Genomic DNA, 16,964 nt, shown 5'->3' on the forward strand with positions numbered 1-16,964 from the left:
AAGCTTTGTGCCAAAAGTACCATAAGGCTTAAGTCTTGATAAACAGCCATTTAACAGAAATGGGGAATTGTATGTCTTCCCAATTTGAGAATAGGTAGACGCGAATGAGAAAATTTATCCCGCGCGTTTTGCTCGCTCCCATAGACTGCTCTGATTCCCTTTCAAGAACCTAAAGAGTCCCATGATGACAGCATAGTTCATCACGAAGAAATAATAGGGAACCCAGAAGACTTTGATCTGTGTTTTGCGATCGTTGAGAAGTCGTCCAATGAAAATCATCCCGTACACAACCACCATGGCCCAAAAGAAGAACCCAAATCCAGGCGTATTGGACAACCAAAGGAAAGTAACAAGCGGAACCAATAAAAAGAAGCTAATGGGACCAATACTCCACCGCAGCACTCGGTGAGAAACGTACTGAAACCAAAGTCTAAAATCAAAGAAAGGATTTCCCGCACGCTTGAGTCTAAATACACTTTGCCAACCTCCTGCAGCGATTCTGATCTTGCGCTTTAGTTCTTCTTCAACATTGGCACTCGCCGCTCTGCTCGCCTGCTCCGGCTCCAACGTAGACGACTCTGTAGCCCTTCTCGCAAACGCGCATACTTTGCATAAAGTCGTCAAGGATGGTGTCCTGAGGTAGCTCTTCATATAAATCTCTACGGTAACTCATGAGTTCTCCTGCCGCGCCTACCACCGTGTAGAATCGACTATCCCACTTCTTGAGGGTGGATTCGTACTTCCAATAGATTCCTTCACCCGCTCCACTGGCACTCTCAGCGTCGTTTTGTTTGATGGTTTTTACACCCGCAACTCCACCAATCTTTGGATTATGGTAATGTCGGGCGATACTCTTGATGGCTTCTGCATTCAGTTCCGTATTGGCGTCGCAGAAGATGAGGACCTCGGCTTGGGTCGCCTCTACGGCGCGATTCATAGCTGCCGCTTTCCCACGTCGCGCATCTTCGTGCATGGGTTTTACTTGCCCTTCATAGCGACGAACAATCTCAGGTGTATTGTCGGAGCTACCATCTGAAATGAAGATGAATTCGATTCGATCTCTGGGATAATCCAGTTCTAGGGAGTTCTTGATTTTGTCTTCGATATAGCTACCCTCATTAAAACAGGGGACAATTAAAGCTACTGAAGGCCACTCATTCGATTCAGGTACCTCTTCCTTGTTTCGGAATCCAAGCTTGATGAGGATGCCCAGAAGAATTCCGTATCCGAGATAGGAATAGAAGACGATAAACAACAAGACCCAAAAAATAGTCACCCACATAGTAGCTTACTTCAATTGATGATAGAGTTCAAGAACAGATTTCGCCGTATTGCGCCAAGAGAATTCACGGGCTCTTTCAACGCCTCGAGCAATTAAATCGGCCCGTAGGGCCTGATCCTCAAGAAGCCGCTTTAGACCATCAGAAATCTCTTTTTGCTCATTGGGATCTACCAGCAAGGCGGCCTCACCGGCGACCTCGGGCATGCTCGCAGCCCGTGACGTGAGTACTGGAGTTTCGCAAGCCATCCCTTCGAGAATGGGAATACCAAAGCTCTCGCGGAGGCTGGGATACAGGAGAACGTCTGCCATAGTGAGAATGGCTGGCATATCGGTGTTCAGGATGTAGCCGGGAAAAATGAACTGCCCCATAAGATCAGATGCCGAGTGCTCCTTCAAAAGATTCTCTACGAGCTCCCGGGCGTAATCCCCAATCACCAGAGGAAGCGGATGCTCATTCTCACGGCAATAATCTACGTAGGCCCGCAGCGTTCGAGGGGTGTTCTTCTTGGGGTCCGTATTCCCAAAAAAGAAAATGTACTGATCCGGCAATCCATACTTCTCTCGGACGCGCCGTTGCTCGTTTTCTTCACGAACAGGTTTAAAGTGATCGCCTACTCCATTGTAAACCGCCACGAGTTGGTTATCCTTCAAGCCCAACTGTCTGCCGATCCGGTCTTTTTCGAAATTGCTTACCGTGATCACTTTTTTTGCCTTCGGCAAGATGGCTGGAACCACCCAACGGCGGTAAACATTGCCGAGTTTCTGATACCAAGTAAATCCCTTGGTCATTAGGTTATTCTTTTCTAGAAAGATAATGTCGTGCAAGGTGACAATCAGCGGAACGGAGTTTCTCACAGGGGCTGTATTCGACGTGCAGTGAAGCACATCGAGCTTTAGTTCTTTGGCTTTTTTGGGAAGCTTGATCTGCTCCCAAACGGGATATGACCCCGTCAATTCTACCAAGTGAAAGTTCTCCGAAGGCTCCCAACAACGGTCTTCATCGGGCTTGACAAAAATGAAATACTCGTTCTCCGAGTCAATTTTTTGGAGTTGGCGGATCATTTCCAAGGCCACCATGTCCATTCCGTGTTTTTTGGGACGGAATATGCGTTGTGCTTCAATACCTATCCTCATGAGTCCTTAGAGTCTTCGCCGTGAGGCGTATGAATGAATTTCTTATTGGCCCCGCGAATTCGAAGGAGCGAGAGCAGCATGTTCAAAATGCCGATTGGCAAATACAAGACGGCACGGAGCGTTTTTGCATTGTAGAATTTTCGAGGAATGGAGAATAAAAAGGCCAACACCAGAAGCAAGAAGAGCAACTGCCATCCATTACTACTCGGAGGTATCGGGATGAAGAAGGACAACACGCCAAACAGCCCGACAAATCCGATCAACAAAGCACGAGGAACAAGGGCCATTTGAATCGCCTTGTCAAAGAAGTCCACGTTTCCTTTCGTCAGCAAATGCTTGAGTGCCGAACCGAAATACCGCTGGAGGTAAATGAACTGTGCGGAAAGCCAACGGCGTCGTTGATTCTGAAAGCTTTTTCCTTGACTGACCTTTTCATCATAAACTACAGCATCTATGGAATACGCTATTTTTATTCGATCTCTGAGCATCTCGAGCTCAGTTCTTTAATCGAACCCTCCTATGGCCTTAATTCGGGCCATGATATCCTTGAAAAATGCGTAATCAAAGGCCATTCCAGATCCAATGAGCGCGCTGCTCAAGCCAAATACGCGGTGTCCTTTCCTAAAGACACTGTTGTTTACTTCTTCAGAAATGGCGTCAAGCTGCGCCATGGCAGTGCCGGTATTTTTGGCGACGCGGTGTCCTTGGACAACCGTAAACCCGAGATCAAATTGAGCATCAATGCGCCGGAGGAAGTCTTCTTCCATCACGTTATCTGCATCTAGGATCACAGCAACATCGTAGTCGTCACCAACGACCTCCATAGCTTTGTTCAAGGCTTTGGATTTGGTACTTACCTCGAATTCAACTTCGACTACCTTAATAGGAAGCGCAGCTAATCGCTGAAGGGTTTCGGACTGAAAACTATCGGCAATGACTATGACGTCATACCACTCCTTACTTGCGTCCTGTTTCAACGCGGCTTCTGCTACGGATACGATGACGGCATCTTCCTTGTACCCGGGAATCAGTACGGCATATTTTCGCTTTAAGTCATCAACTGGAGATGGGTCCTTGAGTGGGAAAAGAGCGCCCCAAGAGAATAGGTGGAAATAGATCACGGAAAAACCGAGATAAATGAAAAGGGCCGTCCATAAGATAGAGATGACGATCATGCTCGATGACTTAAGTTCCAGGTGGCCGCTTGCCAAGTTGCTTTGAGGTGCTTGAACTCGCGGGATATGGTGAATTTCAGCAAATTCTTTGGAATGACCACAAGGTAGAAATACAACCCACTAAGGACCTTGGTGACTCCTGTTTGATTCCTTCGCGCCCACAAACGGCGGTTCCGAGTAAGGTAATAGGTTTTTAGAGGACTCGCTTTTCCTGTACTCAGAGATTCTTTGTGATAGATGGCCACACGTCCGTCAACGTATAGAGGATAACCGGCCCTTTTGATTCGCTCACACCAATCATATTCTTCGTAGTACAGAAAGAACACATCATCCATGGGCCCGACTTGCTTAATGACAGAACCCCGAATCATCATGGCTGCACCGTGCAAGAATTCCGTGGGAACAATTTTATGAAAGGACTCCGAGTCCTTTTCCATGTAGCCTAGGCTTTCATTTCCAATTTTTAGTGGGTGCATTTTGGTGGCTCCCGCATACTGCAACGTGTCCGGTGTATGGTGGTAAAGAATTCTCGGACTGACCCCTCCCCAATCCGGATGCTGCTCGAGATCCTCGACAAGTCTTTCGATGAGACCTTCAGTGACCTCTGTATCGTTGTTGATGAAAAAGTAGTAATCGGCTTCTGCTGCAGTTACCGCTAGATTATTTCCCCCTGCAAACCCTAGGTTCAGGTCGGAACGGATGTATTTAATTTCCGGGAATCGTTCGACCAGCTCAGATGGATTTTCACCGGATCCATTGTCCACCACCCAAATCTCTAGTTCAGTATATGGAAAGGCCCTCAAACTGCGAAGCAATTCTTCAGTTGCCTCCGTCTGATTGAAATTGACGGTGATTATCGCGACCTTAGGTGGTGTAGTTGGCAATTCTGCGTTACTTTACGTCAAGTTTACTAATTTTTACCCATGGGGAAGTTGAAATTGACCTTATATCTAGCGATGATTCTTTGTTCCAGCACCATGCTCGGACAGGGAAGAGAAAACCTACCCCAACCGGTATCAGAGGACAGCTCCTTAGCTCGGCTCGATGGTGAAGTCATCACAGGATGGACCTTTGGAGAAGATATGCGCTGGTATAGCCTACCCGGAGCTATTCCGGTTCGAACGACTAGTTTTCGTTGGGAGAACATCCAAGATGACCCTAATTATGCCTTGGGCGAGGACAATATTCGATTCATTGAGACTTTTCGACTGTATTACGGAACAAAGGCCTATTACGTAATGGTGAAGGCCTCTGAGGAAGGTGCTTACAAGTACCCGGCTCGCGAACGCGGATGGGAAACCGCTCCGCGCATTGACTACTTTATGTTGGAGGAAAGTGAAGTCGTGAAGATTCACGCCAAAGACAGTATCGGCACCTTTATGTATCAGCTGAAATTGGTGGATCACGGTATCGTCCGAAACATAAAACTGAAGAAAAGAGAGGACTGGGTCGAGGAAATCATGCGAAAGGCGATTCCCCGAGAGGACTATCCCTGGGAATTAGTTTTTCACGCCTCGCTATTTGGGGAACAGAATGTCGCCCGCTTTCAGTTCTATGCCATGCATCGGGCTTTCAAGGATATTGATGCTGTTCGGCACGTTCAAAAAATTCGAGGGAATCGCATTTACGGCAAACCCGAATTGATGGACTATTTCTACTACGAGATCCCTTTTGAATTGATGTTCACTTATTTGCGCACAAGAGACCGACTATGAGCCGTACGATCTCCACCTCTGTTGGGATTCTCTTTGGTTTAGTAGTGTGGGGATTACTCATCATGAAAAATGGCATGATGGGAATCTTGATGATTGGAATGCTTCCTTTCATTATCCTGGCGGTCGCAGGGTTCTTCCGATATCCTAAGATTGGGCTCTACGGGGTTTTGATTTTCAGCTTTTTCGTTGGGTTCTTGAATCGCTTGATTCCCGGCGTGCCCTTCGGTTTAATGGTTGACGCTATACTCGTATTAACCGGCATTGGCATTATTTTCTTTTTCTGGCAAAAAGCTCCCACGAAGTATTGGAAGTCTCCTGTGGTATGGGGTTTTGTAGGATGGATGGCCATGATCATCTTACAGCTTGCCAACCCCATTGCAAGTTCACGCGTAGCCTGGTTTTACGCCATGAGAGGTATGGCTCTCTATCCTGTTTTGACCATACTTTTAGGGATGCTGGTCTTGAGAAGCCCTAAGGATATAAGCCGCTTTCTCTTTATTTGGATGACGCTGAGCTTTCTGGGCGCTCTATACGGTGTTAAGCAGCAACTCTTCGGCGTATTTGGTTTTGAGCAACGCTGGTTGGACGCTGGTGCTGCCGTTCAACACGTGCTTTTTGGAAAGCTTCGGATCTTCTCGTTCTACAGCGATGCAGGGCAATTTGGACCAGCCATGGCTCAAGCATCACTGGTTGCTGGATTGCTTTTTTTGAGTTCCCACAGAAGGAAAATTCGCTGGATCATGCTGGTGGTTGCCTTAGCCGCATTTTACGGCATGCTCATATCAGGTACGCGAGGAGCGCTAGCGGTGCCCTTTTTCGGAGGAATCCTGTACCTCATCTTGATCAAAAACTTCCGCATTCTCGCATTGGGTATCGTAGTTGGCTTTTCGGCCTTCGCCTTTTTGAAATACACCACCATTGCCAATAGCAACTACGAAATCAATCGTCTTCGAACCGCTCTTGACCCGAACAATCCTAGTCTTTTGGTACGTCTCAACAACCAGGCTCGCCTTAAAGTATACCTGAGGGACAAACCCTTCGGTGGCGGAGTTGGAAGCGCAGGAAGTTGGGGCGAGCGATTTGCTCCAGGGACTTTTTTGGCCGAATTCCCTACAGACAGCCTTTATGTCGCCATTAGAGCTGAAACGGGAGTCGTTGGTCTGAACTTATTCTTCTTGTTCATATTTGGTCCGGCCATCTATGCTTTTGTAAGGATATACAGGATGCCGGAATCTCCTCGAAGGCCGGTCTTAGTAGCCCTTCTATCCGGATACGTCGGCATTCTTGGAGCGAGCTACGGGAATAGCGTCTTGACCCAAATGCCTACGAGTTTTGTATGCTATTTCAGCTTACTCGCCATTTTCACTTCCATTCAACGCTATGATCGAGAAGAGGAAATTGCCCAGCGCAAAATCGCAGTAGACGTCGACGACCCGGAAGACTAAATCTAATATTCCCCAGGGAACCACTCCCTCAGCAACGACTTAAACGTTTCTGCACGGGCGCTCCAAGAGTTTCCCTGAGCTACCTCGGCCCTTCTCCTTCTTTTCTCCGCGTCATCCTCCAACACAGCGCTCTGGACAGCTTGCACAAAGGTTTCGTGACCTTCGCATAGATCAACGGACGTCTCAAAGTCACTCAAATCGGCAAACCGAGTACTGATAACGGGTACCCCAGCAGCCAAATACTCATTAATTTTCAGAGGGTATATACCCTTCGTAAACTCGTTGCTCACAAAGGGAATGAGGGCAGCGGAAAACGTAGACAAAAATTCTGGGAGCTTTTCCAGTGGATGGGCTCCGTGGAAGACCACCCGATCTCGGTTTCGCCAAGAAGCTACGAGCCCTTCGTCCATCACCCTACCGACAAAATGGATTTCGGCCTGAGGCATGGCTTGATATAGGGCTTCGAGTAATTGATAGTCAATGCGGTCATCGATGGATCCGATGTAGCCCAAGATTGGCGCAGCGTTTTCATCGGCCCGTAGGGCCTGATCTCTAAAACCGGAGTGAAACAACTCGAAATCTACGCCATTCCGAACAAGACCTACCCGATTGTGGAGTGGCTCTTTCTCGCGCTGAATTCCGGGCGAGGTCGTCATCACGCCATCCGTAAGCGGAATGAACTCCTTCTCCAAATAAGTCCCGTGCTTCTTGAGCCATGGAGCCGCTGCAATGTTGTCATAACAGTAATAAATCCATCTCCCCTTGCCTAAAGAAGTTGTATTGTATCGGCCTACGGCCGGATTAAAGGCGTCGACGACCAAGGGGTCATTCATTCCGAGTTCGGCCATAGCCCAGCGAACGCGGCGGCGAATCCGTGCATTGTTCTGCTTCAGGAAGAAACGATACAAGGGTCCTGCCGGGAGCGGGTTTATCGGCCAGATGGCTGGAGGGGTTAAAACATGGATTTCCGTACCCCTCTTAGTTTCGAGGGCACGAAGCGATTGAGCCTTGTTTTTAATTCGTTCGAGAGGCAAATCCGGGTGGCCCTTGAGCACGTCTTTAAATGTAAAGGCATAGTCCACATATAGGATTCGAAAATCCTGGGACAACTCCGTCATGATCTCAACAATCGTTTTGGCGTAGTCTCCCTCCCAATTCGGTGTGGCCAAGCAAAGGAGGTCAGGCTTACTCATCGGATGTTCGAGAATTCGAAGGTAAGTATGGACTTGACGAGTCGCCGGATTCGTGTTCGACGCTTTGGAACTGTGCCCAGTACGCTGTCCAGATAGTCCACGTGGGTCTTGGTCAGTACGGCCGCAATTCGGTTGCGCTTGGTGTCTTTCATGGAATCGACCACCGCCATATCTGCCGATTTCCAGATTCTAGGCGCTCTGATACAGAACAAAATAAAGTGCATTTCACGAACGATCTGCATGGAATAACTGTGCTCTAGAAGTGCAGGAAATTCCATCAAGATGTAATCGAATTCCATCCAGTCATCACGTCCCAATTCCATTAAGAAGGACGGCATATTCTTCTGATGCGTGAAGTCAGTATCAATTCTGTATTTGAGGGTCGATGGTGCGTCTACATCATTTGGAGTAACGAGCAAGGCGGAACGTCCATTCTTCTGGATGGACAAAGCCAAATCTTTCATCACTTTGGTTTTGTCTTCTCCGTATTGCGCAGAAGCAAATCCGATAAATCGAGGTCCGATCAGACCACCGTAATGCTTCTCCCACTCCCATCGAATATTCTGCAGCAAGATCCTACTGGACTTATCATCCACTTGATCGTAATCAATATTTGAGAGCTTAACGGTTGGATCTGCGAACGCACCGAGAACGCGGAGCCTGGACAATCGTTCCGCTCGCTCCGGGAATTTAATGGTCTGATCTAAAAATTCGCGCAAGATGATAATACCGATGGGCAACATCAAGCCCATAATAAAGGCAACGATCACCAAAATCATGGTCTTACTCGGCAGTGGAGCAATGGGGAACCTAGGCTGATCAGTAACCTTGAGCGAATTCGACATTTCTATATTCTTCTGTCGAATCTTGGCCAAATTCAGCCCGTGCAGCAGCTCCAAAAAGGTGTCTTCTTCCAGATCTATTTTTCGCTCCAATCGCTTGAGTTGACTTCCAAGCGGCGCGAATTCATCATAGGTTCGATCGAAATATATTCTGCGCTGCTTTAGAACTTCAAGGCGTGCTTTTGCTTCGTCATAGGCAAGTGTAAACGTCAACCACTCGCGCAGTAAGTCCTCGATTTTCATCCCTTCGGTGGTCTTGCTATAAGCATAGCGCGTTTCCAAAGTGTTGCTCAAATCGGCCTTCAATAAATCAGCCTCCTTCTTTAATTGAGCCACTTTTTCTGGCTCATTGCTGTAGATCTCGAGTTGCGCGATTTTACCATTGAGCTCTGAAAGCTCACGACGTTTGGTCAGTACCTCAGAACTGAACTTAATCAACGCGCGATTTAAGGAGAGCTGCTCCTCCATTCGCTCTACCCCTGCTTGAGCACTGGCCAATCGACTCAGTTCTTCTAGATATTCCTTTTCTAGGTCCTCTTTCTGCGAGGCAATGAATTTTGTTTGCTCTTGATAGTTGAGAATCTTCTTTTCCGTTCTAAACGTCTTTAGGTCATTCTCGGCGATGAGGAGTCGCTCTTCAGCAAGTGCAACCTGGCGCATGAAATACGCAACTACATCTGAACTCTGAGAGCGCAGCATGTCGGTGTACTTATTCATAAATACCTCGGTCAGAATTCGGAGTGTATTTGCCGTAATTCCTGGATCGTGGTATTCATAGCGCAGCTTGATTACATCCGAAAATCCTTCGCGAGTGACACGTACTGACCGTATCTGATTATGACTGTAAGGACTTGACCCTGAATGAAATAAATCTTTAACCAATTGTCCACGGCTAAACTCTTGGCTGCTGACCAGAATATTTTGATAAGTTGCTTCTTCTGTCGAATCTTTGAGCAGTTCCCAAACATCCGCAGGTATCTTTTCTTTCAACCAATCCCAAGAATCTTGCGAAAGAACTTCATCCCTCGGCGCCTCCAAGACCAGGTGGCTCGCCAATAGTCGCATCCCAGTTTCTTCCAGTGTTTCTCTCGACTCAATGGTGAAAAGAACATTATCAAAGGCGTTTTTCACAGCATTGTAGTCGATCTTTGCCCCGTCAATACTTTCAATGCTAATTCCTGAGGCAATTCCGGTATAGATAGATGTCTCAGAAACGTAGATCGGCTTGGTGTTTCGGGTCAGGAAAAAAACCAGGATAGCCAGGGAAAGACCGGTAAACAGAATGAGCTTCCATTTACGCGCAAGGATCCGAATGAGTTGGATTAAATTCATTAGTACCTATCAAATCTACTGAATGGAAGTCCGACGAGTCTTTCTAGCCGGTGATACGAATTCTCGTAATCAGTGCGCACAACTTCGTATTCAGTAAGTATTTTACTCTTCAAATCTGTGGTTCGAGCTAGGTCACTCACTGATAAATCGCCGTCCTCAAATCCCTTTTCCGCCATCTCCATCAGAAGGATGGCCGTTTCCCGGGCATCGGCCTTGATGACCAGCAGCCGTTGCGATAGCTGCAGCTGATTGTACTCCTCTAGTACGTCTTCAATGATTTCCCTTTCAATATCATCGGCTCGGTATCGCGCACTTTCAAGTAGAGACTCTGCTGCTCCCACCTCATCAGGTCTACCAACTATAGAAGAAAGTGGAATTTGTACCCAAACGGCACCAATGTAACCCAAGTTAATGTCATTCAAGGCTTCAGACCCCAAATTACCGGCTTGTGCTTGTCCCCCTAAACGAATGCCGTGCATCCATTCTTTTTTGGCCACACCGACTTCAAATTCGCGTTGCTTGACAATAGCATTGTAGAACGCCAATTTTGGGCTGTGCTTCAAAGCCGTATCTAAAAGAATATCGACCGGAGGGATATAACTATTCAGGGTTACTTTAACCGTATCAATCCAACGCAACTCGAGTGCCGCGCTATCGATGGGCTCGTTGAATTGAGCCTGGGCGAACACAGAGAAAAACAGCGATATGATGACCAACAAACGCTTCATCAAACGTTTTCTTTCTGAAATAATGCTGGTATCGTTCTGAATATCAGCTTGATATCAAACCAAAGTGAGGCTTTCTTCGCATAAATATTGTCTAAGCCCTTTCTTTCTTTCTTCGCTCATTTCCCGCCTTTTCCGCGCTTTTCTACTTGCCAGAGACCCGTTATACCAGCGGGAGCTAAAAATCGCTCAGACCAGTCGTCATCTGTTAATAGCTCAGCTTCGTATAATGGAAGAGGTCGATTACCTACTATTGACATGTCTCCTTTGAGCACATTGATCAGTTGGGGCAGTTCGTCGATACTCGTATTTCGGATAAATCCTCCGACCTTGGTGATCCGCGGATCATTGGCAATCTTAACAAAAGCGGATCCGCCCTCTTCGGCCTTCTTCTTCAAGTATTCACCTTCACTGACTGACCCCGTATCTTGAAACAAGGTGGTCGATTCTTCTGTGTCGTGATTCAAGGCCGCCTGTTGCTCTCTATTCTCAGCCGTATACTTATTGCTGTACTGGTTCAAGTGCTTCATATCCTTCAAGCGCTTATCGGCGTCCATATACATGGAACGTAGCTTGTAGAAATCAAATACTTTATAACCTGTTCCAACCCTCTTGGAGATGTAGTAAATAGGTCCTTTGCTTTCAAGACGAATGGCAATGGCCACCGCAATCAGTAATGGGGACAAGACCAATAGCGCTCCTCCTGCTACGAGGATATCAAAAACACGCTTGGAGGGCGAGATTTTACGGTATTCGTACTTCGCAGAGAAGTTTGATTTTCCGCTTTTCTTGAACTCCATCATTTGGGTCCAAAACGGGATTCGGTCTACAATTTTTTGCGGATCAATGGGCCTGCGGTAGACATCGTCGATTCCCGCACGAATTAGGCGGGCTCTTGCATCTTGTGAAAATCGCTCATCCAGAAGCACATAGGGAATCCCCTTGGATCTAAGGTTCTTCTTGACCTTTGCGAAGGCCTCTTCACCGTTCATTCCAGTAAGCGCTCGTTCGGCAATAACGAGATCAGTTGTCAAGGCTCCACTTTCAATGGTGTGGACCAATAGCAGAGCATTTTTTACGACCTGAACCTCAACTCCATCAATTGCTTGAAAGGCGTCAATTGTCCCTTGGTCTTCTCCCACATAGGTGATCGTAGGCATGACTTCGTTATTTGGATTCAATAAGGGTCAAAAGGTTGTCAATTCGCAACATCAACTCTTCCGGGTTAAAGGGCTTAATGATATAGTCATTAGCTCCTAACTTCAAGCACTTTATACGTTCTGTACTGCTCTCCTCTCCAGATAGAATAATGATGGGAACAGACTCGAAATAATCACTTCCTCGAACCTTCTCCAAAAATTCAAATCCATTGATTTCTGGCATGTTCAAATCAGCTACGATTAAGTGAGGAATGTTTCCGCTATAGAGCCACTGTAAGGCGCTCTTCCCGTCGTCCATTTCCGTCACTTCGTACTTCTTGTTCAGGAACTGCTCCAGAAGCTTGCGCATTACTGGTTCATCATCGATCACCAAAACGGTTTTACTCATGATTGCTGTTTTAGGCGCTTGTCGTTAAAAATCTGCCCGAATCTGTTCAAAGACAGCCTCGGCCTTGGTGTTAAATTCGCTTACGAGCTCTTTTAAATCTCCCTGAGGATCATTGTCTTTGCCGTTGCGTTCTATTTGACGAACCAAGTCTCTCATGTTCTCAATTCCGAGGAGGTCAATAGAAGGCTTAATTTTGTGCGCTATTTGCCCAACCTGAACATGATCTTCCTGATTCAATGCCTCGTTCATTTCCGAGACGTGATTTGGGGTATGCTCTAGAAAGGTGTCAATCATACTCTTGACAAAATCCTCCATTCCACCGGAGAGTTCCTTGAGCTGATCTAAGTTGTACAGCTTATCCATAAGTCTGGTTAGTTGATTTCAAGTTCTTTTGTTTGAATCATACGGTAGATCGTGCTCTTTCCAATTTTGAGCTTATTTGCTACCGTATCTATATTGTTGTCGTACTTCTCCATGAAGTGGCGAATGATGCTCAATTGATAATCTCTCAACGTTTTTTCTTCCGTAAAGAGGTCACTCATCTTATTGGTAGAATTGAAGGAGATATCCTCGGGTTGAATGACACCCTCTGAAGCCATTACTGCTGAGAGCTCAATAGTAGCCTTCAATTCACGCACATTACCTGGATAGAGGTAATTCATCAATTTGGTTTGAGCCTCGTTGGAGATGACAACACTATCCATTCCATTGTCCCGTGTAAACTCATCCAAGAAGAACTTGGCCAGAAGAAGAATATCATTGCTGCGTTCTCTAAGCGGTGCAATTTCAATGGGCAATCCAAGCAAGCGGTAATACAAGTCTTCACGGAAGTTCCCTTTTCTCACCTCTTCAGCTAAATCTCGGTGTGTTGCAACAACTACCCGGGAATCAATCTTCTTGGAACCTGATCCACCAATCCGTGTGATCTCCTTTTCCTGCAATACGCGGAGTAGTTTGGCTTGGAGGTGCAAGTCCATTTCCCCAATCTCATCCAAAAATATGGTCCCGGTATGCGCTTCTTCGAACTTTCCAATCCTTCTCGAAATAGCATCGGTAAAGGCGCCTTTCTCGTGGCCGAAAAGTTCACTTTCAATAAGGTTTGACGGAATAGCCGCAATATTGACAGTTACAAACGGCTTTTTCTTTCTGGGCGAATTGTAGTGTATCGCCTTGGCAACCAACTCCTTACCTGTCCCCGTTTCCCCGGTAATGGAAACGGTGATGTTGGTTTTAATAGCCTTTTCAATCAGGTTGAAGACCCTCTTAATGGCTGCCGAATTACCCTTGATAATGTTGGAGTATTCGTATTTCGTCGTTACCTCCTTCTTGAGCTCATCCAGTTGCGATTGAAGATCGATGGTTTCGCGCAGGTTCTTGATCAGGTTCCAAAGCCGGTCCTTGGTGTCCTCATCTTTAACAACATAATCATAAGCTCCATTCTTTAAGAGCTCAACTGCGGTTGACACATCTTCCTGACCAGAAACAATGATCACAGGAATGTCCTTATTATACGCCTTGATTTTTTTTAGGACATCCGCTCCCGATAAATCGGGCAAAGAATAATCTAGACTAACTACATCGGGGCGTTCGTGAAGCTTGTCAATACCAAGCTTGCCCGGTGGGAATAAGTGTACGTCGTTATCTGGGTTAAGGGACAGAAAATGCTCCAGTACTTTACCGTACATCAAGTCATCTTCAACGACGAAAATCTTCAGTGCTTTCATAAGCTGCTTTTGGTCTCCACTGCAATATAGCGTGATTTTCTCGTTTCTAGAGTGCATTCTCACTGATTTATTAACGAGAAAATGTTCAGAACATGAAGGCGGAAACGAGGGCTTCAGGCAGAAAATCTTATTTTCAAGACATCAATCCTGAACTATGCACACCCAAGGCCCTACCTTTTTGATCATAGGCGCTGGAAAGTCCGGTACTACTGCACTGCACGCCTACCTGGATCAACACCCCGACGTCTATATGTCCTCTGTTAAGGAAACCAATTTCTTTGCTCTTGAAGGGGTAGATGTCAAACGAGAAGGAGATCAGAGTGAAGATCAAATGGAACACTACCCATGGGCTATAACGGATCGGGGTGAGTACTTGAAACTCTTCGAGGAAGCCGGGAAGGTCTCCGCAAAAGGCGAGACATCACCTATGTATTTGTACAATGAAAAGGCACCCGTTAACATCAAGGCCTGGAATCCGGAAATGAAGCTGATTGCGATCTTGCGTGAGCCAGTGGATCGGCTTTATTCAAGGTATATGCATCTGGTTCGAGAGCATCGAGCCCCATCAAAGGACTTCATGAACTGCCTAGACTCCAATAGCATTTGGTGGAAGCGAAATGATCTCGTTCGAGAAGGGTTCTACGGAACGTATATCGAGCGATATTTCAATCAATTCAACCCGGAACAAATCAAGGTTTTCCTGTATGAGGACCTACGGTCCGATGAGCTCCGCGTCATCAAAGAAATTTATGCATTTATAGGCGTAGACGCAGATTTTATTCCCGATACCGAACGTCAGCATAATGTCAGCGGCAAAATCAAGAATCCCGTTGTCGATGCACTCTTTGGTCAGCGCAGTATCCTAAAGCGAGCTATTCGTTCTTTAGCTCCAGGGCTTGTCGAAAAGCTACGTTCGAGCGAAGGTGCACAGAAAATGGTTCAAAACATCCGTTCCAAAAATCTCGAAAAAGCTCCCCTTTCTCCTGAAGATCGGAGAAGAATTCAAGAAGAGGTTTACGCCTCCGAAATGGAAAAATTAAGCCGCTTACTGAACCGAGATTTGGGTCATTGGGGATACTGAATCTCCTGCCCAACCTAGTCTTTAAGCACCCCTGCAGTAGGCTAAAAACACTCTGAAAAACTTTTCATTCCTTGGATTTCTTTCCCATTTTGGGAAGATTCTCTGAATTCTTGGCACGCTCTCAAAAAAAAGATATCCACGAAAAACAAGCGCATTTCTAAACATTCTTCTATCCACTAGAAGCTCTTATTCGCTTGTTTTTCAATGTTTTAAAGGCTTTTTGTTGGATTTACCAAAAGTCCGCTTCTCCTTTTGAGAACACCCTGCCTTCTTGTACCCCCCTATTATATGGCACATGGCCTAGACTTTGCGCATACGTGTGCGAGTTACAGCTATGAGTATTTACGGAGAAATAAACACACGCCTTACAAGCGCGTTCCAAACCATGGGAACGACCCTGAACAGCATCTTGCTGGTCATGGTCGTTTTCGTGTTTGTGGCTACTCCGAAACAAGCCGTAGCTCAGCAAGATCCTCTCTTCACTCAATACACCAACAACATGCTGCTCATCAACCCGGCTTACGCGGGTTCACGAGACGCCATGACGATGGTATTGCTGCACCGCGACCAGTGGGTAGGAATCGAAGGAGCCCCTGAAACTCAGACCCTCACCTTCCACTCTCCTTTCCGCAATCAAAACTTCGCATTCGGTACTTCACTGATGCACGACAAGATTGGACCTTCAACAACCACGAGCATTTTCGGAGACTTTACCGCTCGCGTTCAGCTCGATCGCAAATCACATCTCGCCTTTGGATTGAAAGCGGGCTTCAAGCACTACGTTGTTGACCTGACTCGTATGGCCGTAGCAGAAAGCGATCCTCTCTTCCAGGAGAACGTGAACAGCTGGCTTCCAAACATTGGGATGGGTGTTTACTATCACCGCCCTCGCTTCTACGCTGGGTTCAGTATCCCCAAATTCGTTGAGGACGATTTGGACGGTACCGACAACACTTACGGAATCGATACACGCCACATGTACTTCATCACCGGAGGAGTTGTGGACCTCTCCCCTTACGTGAAGTTCAAGCCTACCATGATGGTGCGCTATGCAGACGCAGCACCACTTAGCGGGGACTTCACCGCAAACTTATTGTTCTACGATCGCCTCTGGACTGGGGCGTTCTACCGCACTGATTTGATTAACCAAGAATTGCCAGCGAGCTGGGGTCTTATGGTGGCCTTCCAGATCAATCCGCAATTCAAAATTGGATACAGCTACGATCGCTCCTTGAGCGATTTGCAATATGTGAACGACGGTTCACACGAGATATCTGTGACGTTTGATTTCGTCTTCGAGAAAGACAAGATCAAGTCGCCACGATATTTCTGACATAGTGAAAGTATTTACCCAGGTGGGAAGCGGCCGATCTCTAACTCAATTACTAGCCGTAACTCAACTCAAAGGTCGCTTCCTGCTCCGGGTGAATTAGAGGACTTGTCTCATTTTGGGAAAAATTATGAACGCCCAATGTGAGTAGTCTGATGGAGTTATCAACAAGTTATCCTGCCGTGAGGCAGCAAAAACTTAAATGAATGTATGGAATGACGTTTAGTAAAATTTTGAAAACCAAAGCCTTAGAACTATGAGCTATAGTATTACCATTAAGAATGGTCTTCCTATCTTAGTCGAGAGGACCAACCACCCAGTATCTACAAGTGATTCAGAGCGCCCTGGCATTGCGTTTGGGCACTGCATTGTTGATGGAGATGGGTTTTTGTTCATTAACGCAAGTGCTACGGATCTGAATTAAGTGCTACTGTCGCT

The 16,964-nt window shown here is 46.6% G+C and carries 17 protein-coding genes and 1 pseudogene; 5 read left to right on the forward strand and 13 right to left on the reverse strand.

The genetic code is table 11. The features are described 5' to 3' along the window. Positions 1-114 precede the first annotated feature (114 nt). From HZ996_10495 to HZ996_10515, 5 genes and pseudogenes are all read right to left on the reverse strand, one after another. Positions 115-1,282 (reverse strand): annotated as a pseudogene (locus HZ996_10495) (glycosyltransferase family 2 protein). A 6-nt stretch (positions 1,283-1,288) separates the two neighbouring features. After that, positions 1,289-2,416: a glycosyltransferase family 4 protein gene (locus HZ996_10500; protein ID QTN39548.1), complete on the reverse strand. Its 1,128-nt coding sequence runs from the start codon at positions 2,414-2,416 to the stop codon at positions 1,289-1,291. After that, entirely contained in the window at positions 2,413-2,904 is a 492-nt protein-coding gene (locus HZ996_10505; protein QTN39549.1) for a hypothetical protein, read from the reverse strand. The genes HZ996_10500 and HZ996_10505 overlap by 4 nt, the downstream gene beginning before the upstream one ends. A 15-nt stretch (positions 2,905-2,919) precedes the next feature. Continuing rightward, a complete protein-coding gene (locus tag HZ996_10510) occupies positions 2,920-3,591 on the reverse strand; it encodes a glycosyltransferase (protein ID QTN39550.1) in 672 nt (223 codons plus the stop codon). After that, entirely contained in the window at positions 3,588-4,475 is an 888-nt protein-coding gene (locus HZ996_10515; GenBank protein ID QTN39551.1) for a glycosyltransferase family 2 protein, read from the reverse strand. Before HZ996_10515 ends, HZ996_10510 begins: the two co-directional genes overlap by 4 nt. Positions 4,476-4,514: 39 nt before the next feature. Here HZ996_10515 and HZ996_10520 point away from each other — a divergent pair, with 39 nt between their 5' ends. Together HZ996_10520 and HZ996_10525 are read left to right on the forward strand one after the other, a co-directional pair. Beyond that, positions 4,515-5,306 carry a hypothetical protein gene (locus HZ996_10520; GenBank protein QTN39552.1) on the forward strand — a complete coding sequence of 264 codons (792 nt, stop codon included), beginning with the start codon at positions 4,515-4,517 and terminating at the stop codon, positions 5,304-5,306. Further along, positions 5,303-6,751: an O-antigen ligase domain-containing protein gene (locus HZ996_10525; GenBank protein ID QTN39553.1), complete on the forward strand. Its 1,449-nt coding sequence runs from the start codon at positions 5,303-5,305 to the stop codon at positions 6,749-6,751. Before HZ996_10520 ends, HZ996_10525 begins: the two co-directional genes overlap by 4 nt. Positions 6,752-6,753: 2 nt before the next feature. Here HZ996_10525 and HZ996_10530 read toward each other — a convergent pair whose 3' ends face one another. The 8 genes from HZ996_10530 to HZ996_10565 are packed head-to-tail and all read right to left on the reverse strand — an operon-like array spanning position 6,754 to position 14,115. Further along, positions 6,754-7,944 (reverse strand): glycosyltransferase, encoded by a 1,191-nt coding sequence (locus HZ996_10530; GenBank protein ID QTN39554.1) that lies wholly within the window; start codon positions 7,942-7,944, stop codon positions 6,754-6,756. Then, complete coding sequence (locus HZ996_10535) at positions 7,941-10,118, reverse strand: hypothetical protein (protein ID QTN39555.1); 2,178 nt, start codon at positions 10,116-10,118, stop codon at positions 7,941-7,943. Before HZ996_10535 ends, HZ996_10530 begins: the two co-directional genes overlap by 4 nt. After that, positions 10,118-10,846 (reverse strand): TolC family protein, encoded by a 729-nt coding sequence (locus HZ996_10540; protein QTN39556.1) that lies wholly within the window; start codon positions 10,844-10,846, stop codon positions 10,118-10,120. The genes HZ996_10535 and HZ996_10540 overlap by 1 nt, the downstream gene beginning before the upstream one ends. Then, entirely contained in the window at positions 10,846-10,932 is an 87-nt protein-coding gene (locus tag HZ996_10545) for a hypothetical protein (protein QTN40041.1), read from the reverse strand. Before HZ996_10545 ends, HZ996_10540 begins: the two co-directional genes overlap by 1 nt. 30 nt (positions 10,933-10,962) lie before the next feature. After that, positions 10,963-12,003 (reverse strand): sugar transferase, encoded by a 1,041-nt coding sequence (locus HZ996_10550; protein ID QTN39557.1) that lies wholly within the window; start codon positions 12,001-12,003, stop codon positions 10,963-10,965. A 7-nt stretch (positions 12,004-12,010) separates the two neighbouring features. Continuing rightward, complete coding sequence (locus HZ996_10555; GenBank protein QTN39558.1) at positions 12,011-12,391, reverse strand: response regulator; 381 nt, start codon at positions 12,389-12,391, stop codon at positions 12,011-12,013. Between the two features lie 24 nt (positions 12,392-12,415). After that, on the reverse strand, positions 12,416-12,754 hold the full coding sequence (locus HZ996_10560) for an Hpt domain-containing protein (GenBank protein ID QTN39559.1): 339 nt from the start codon (positions 12,752-12,754) through the stop codon (positions 12,416-12,418). 8 nt (positions 12,755-12,762) lie between these two features. Beyond that, complete coding sequence (locus HZ996_10565) at positions 12,763-14,115, reverse strand: sigma-54-dependent Fis family transcriptional regulator (protein ID QTN40042.1); 1,353 nt, start codon at positions 14,113-14,115, stop codon at positions 12,763-12,765. A 154-nt stretch (positions 14,116-14,269) separates the two neighbouring features. On the opposite strand from HZ996_10565, the gene HZ996_10570 reads away from it, so the two are divergent. The 3 genes from HZ996_10570 (at position 14,270) to HZ996_10580 (ending at position 16,950) form a co-directional block, all read left to right on the forward strand. After that, a complete protein-coding gene (locus HZ996_10570) occupies positions 14,270-15,196 on the forward strand; it encodes a sulfotransferase (protein QTN39560.1) in 927 nt (308 codons plus the stop codon). Positions 15,197-15,581: 385 nt separating this feature from the next. Beyond that, positions 15,582-16,529: a type IX secretion system membrane protein PorP/SprF gene (locus HZ996_10575; protein QTN39561.1), complete on the forward strand. Its 948-nt coding sequence runs from the start codon at positions 15,582-15,584 to the stop codon at positions 16,527-16,529. A gap of 253 nt (positions 16,530-16,782) precedes the next feature. Next, positions 16,783-16,950, forward strand: a complete 168-nt coding sequence (locus HZ996_10580; GenBank protein ID QTN39562.1) for a hypothetical protein — start codon at positions 16,783-16,785, stop codon at positions 16,948-16,950. Positions 16,951-16,964 lie beyond the last annotated feature (14 nt).

The organism is Cryomorphaceae bacterium, from assembly GCA_017798125.1.
Lineage (GTDB): Bacteria > Bacteroidota > Bacteroidia > Flavobacteriales > ECT2AJA-044 > ECT2AJA-044.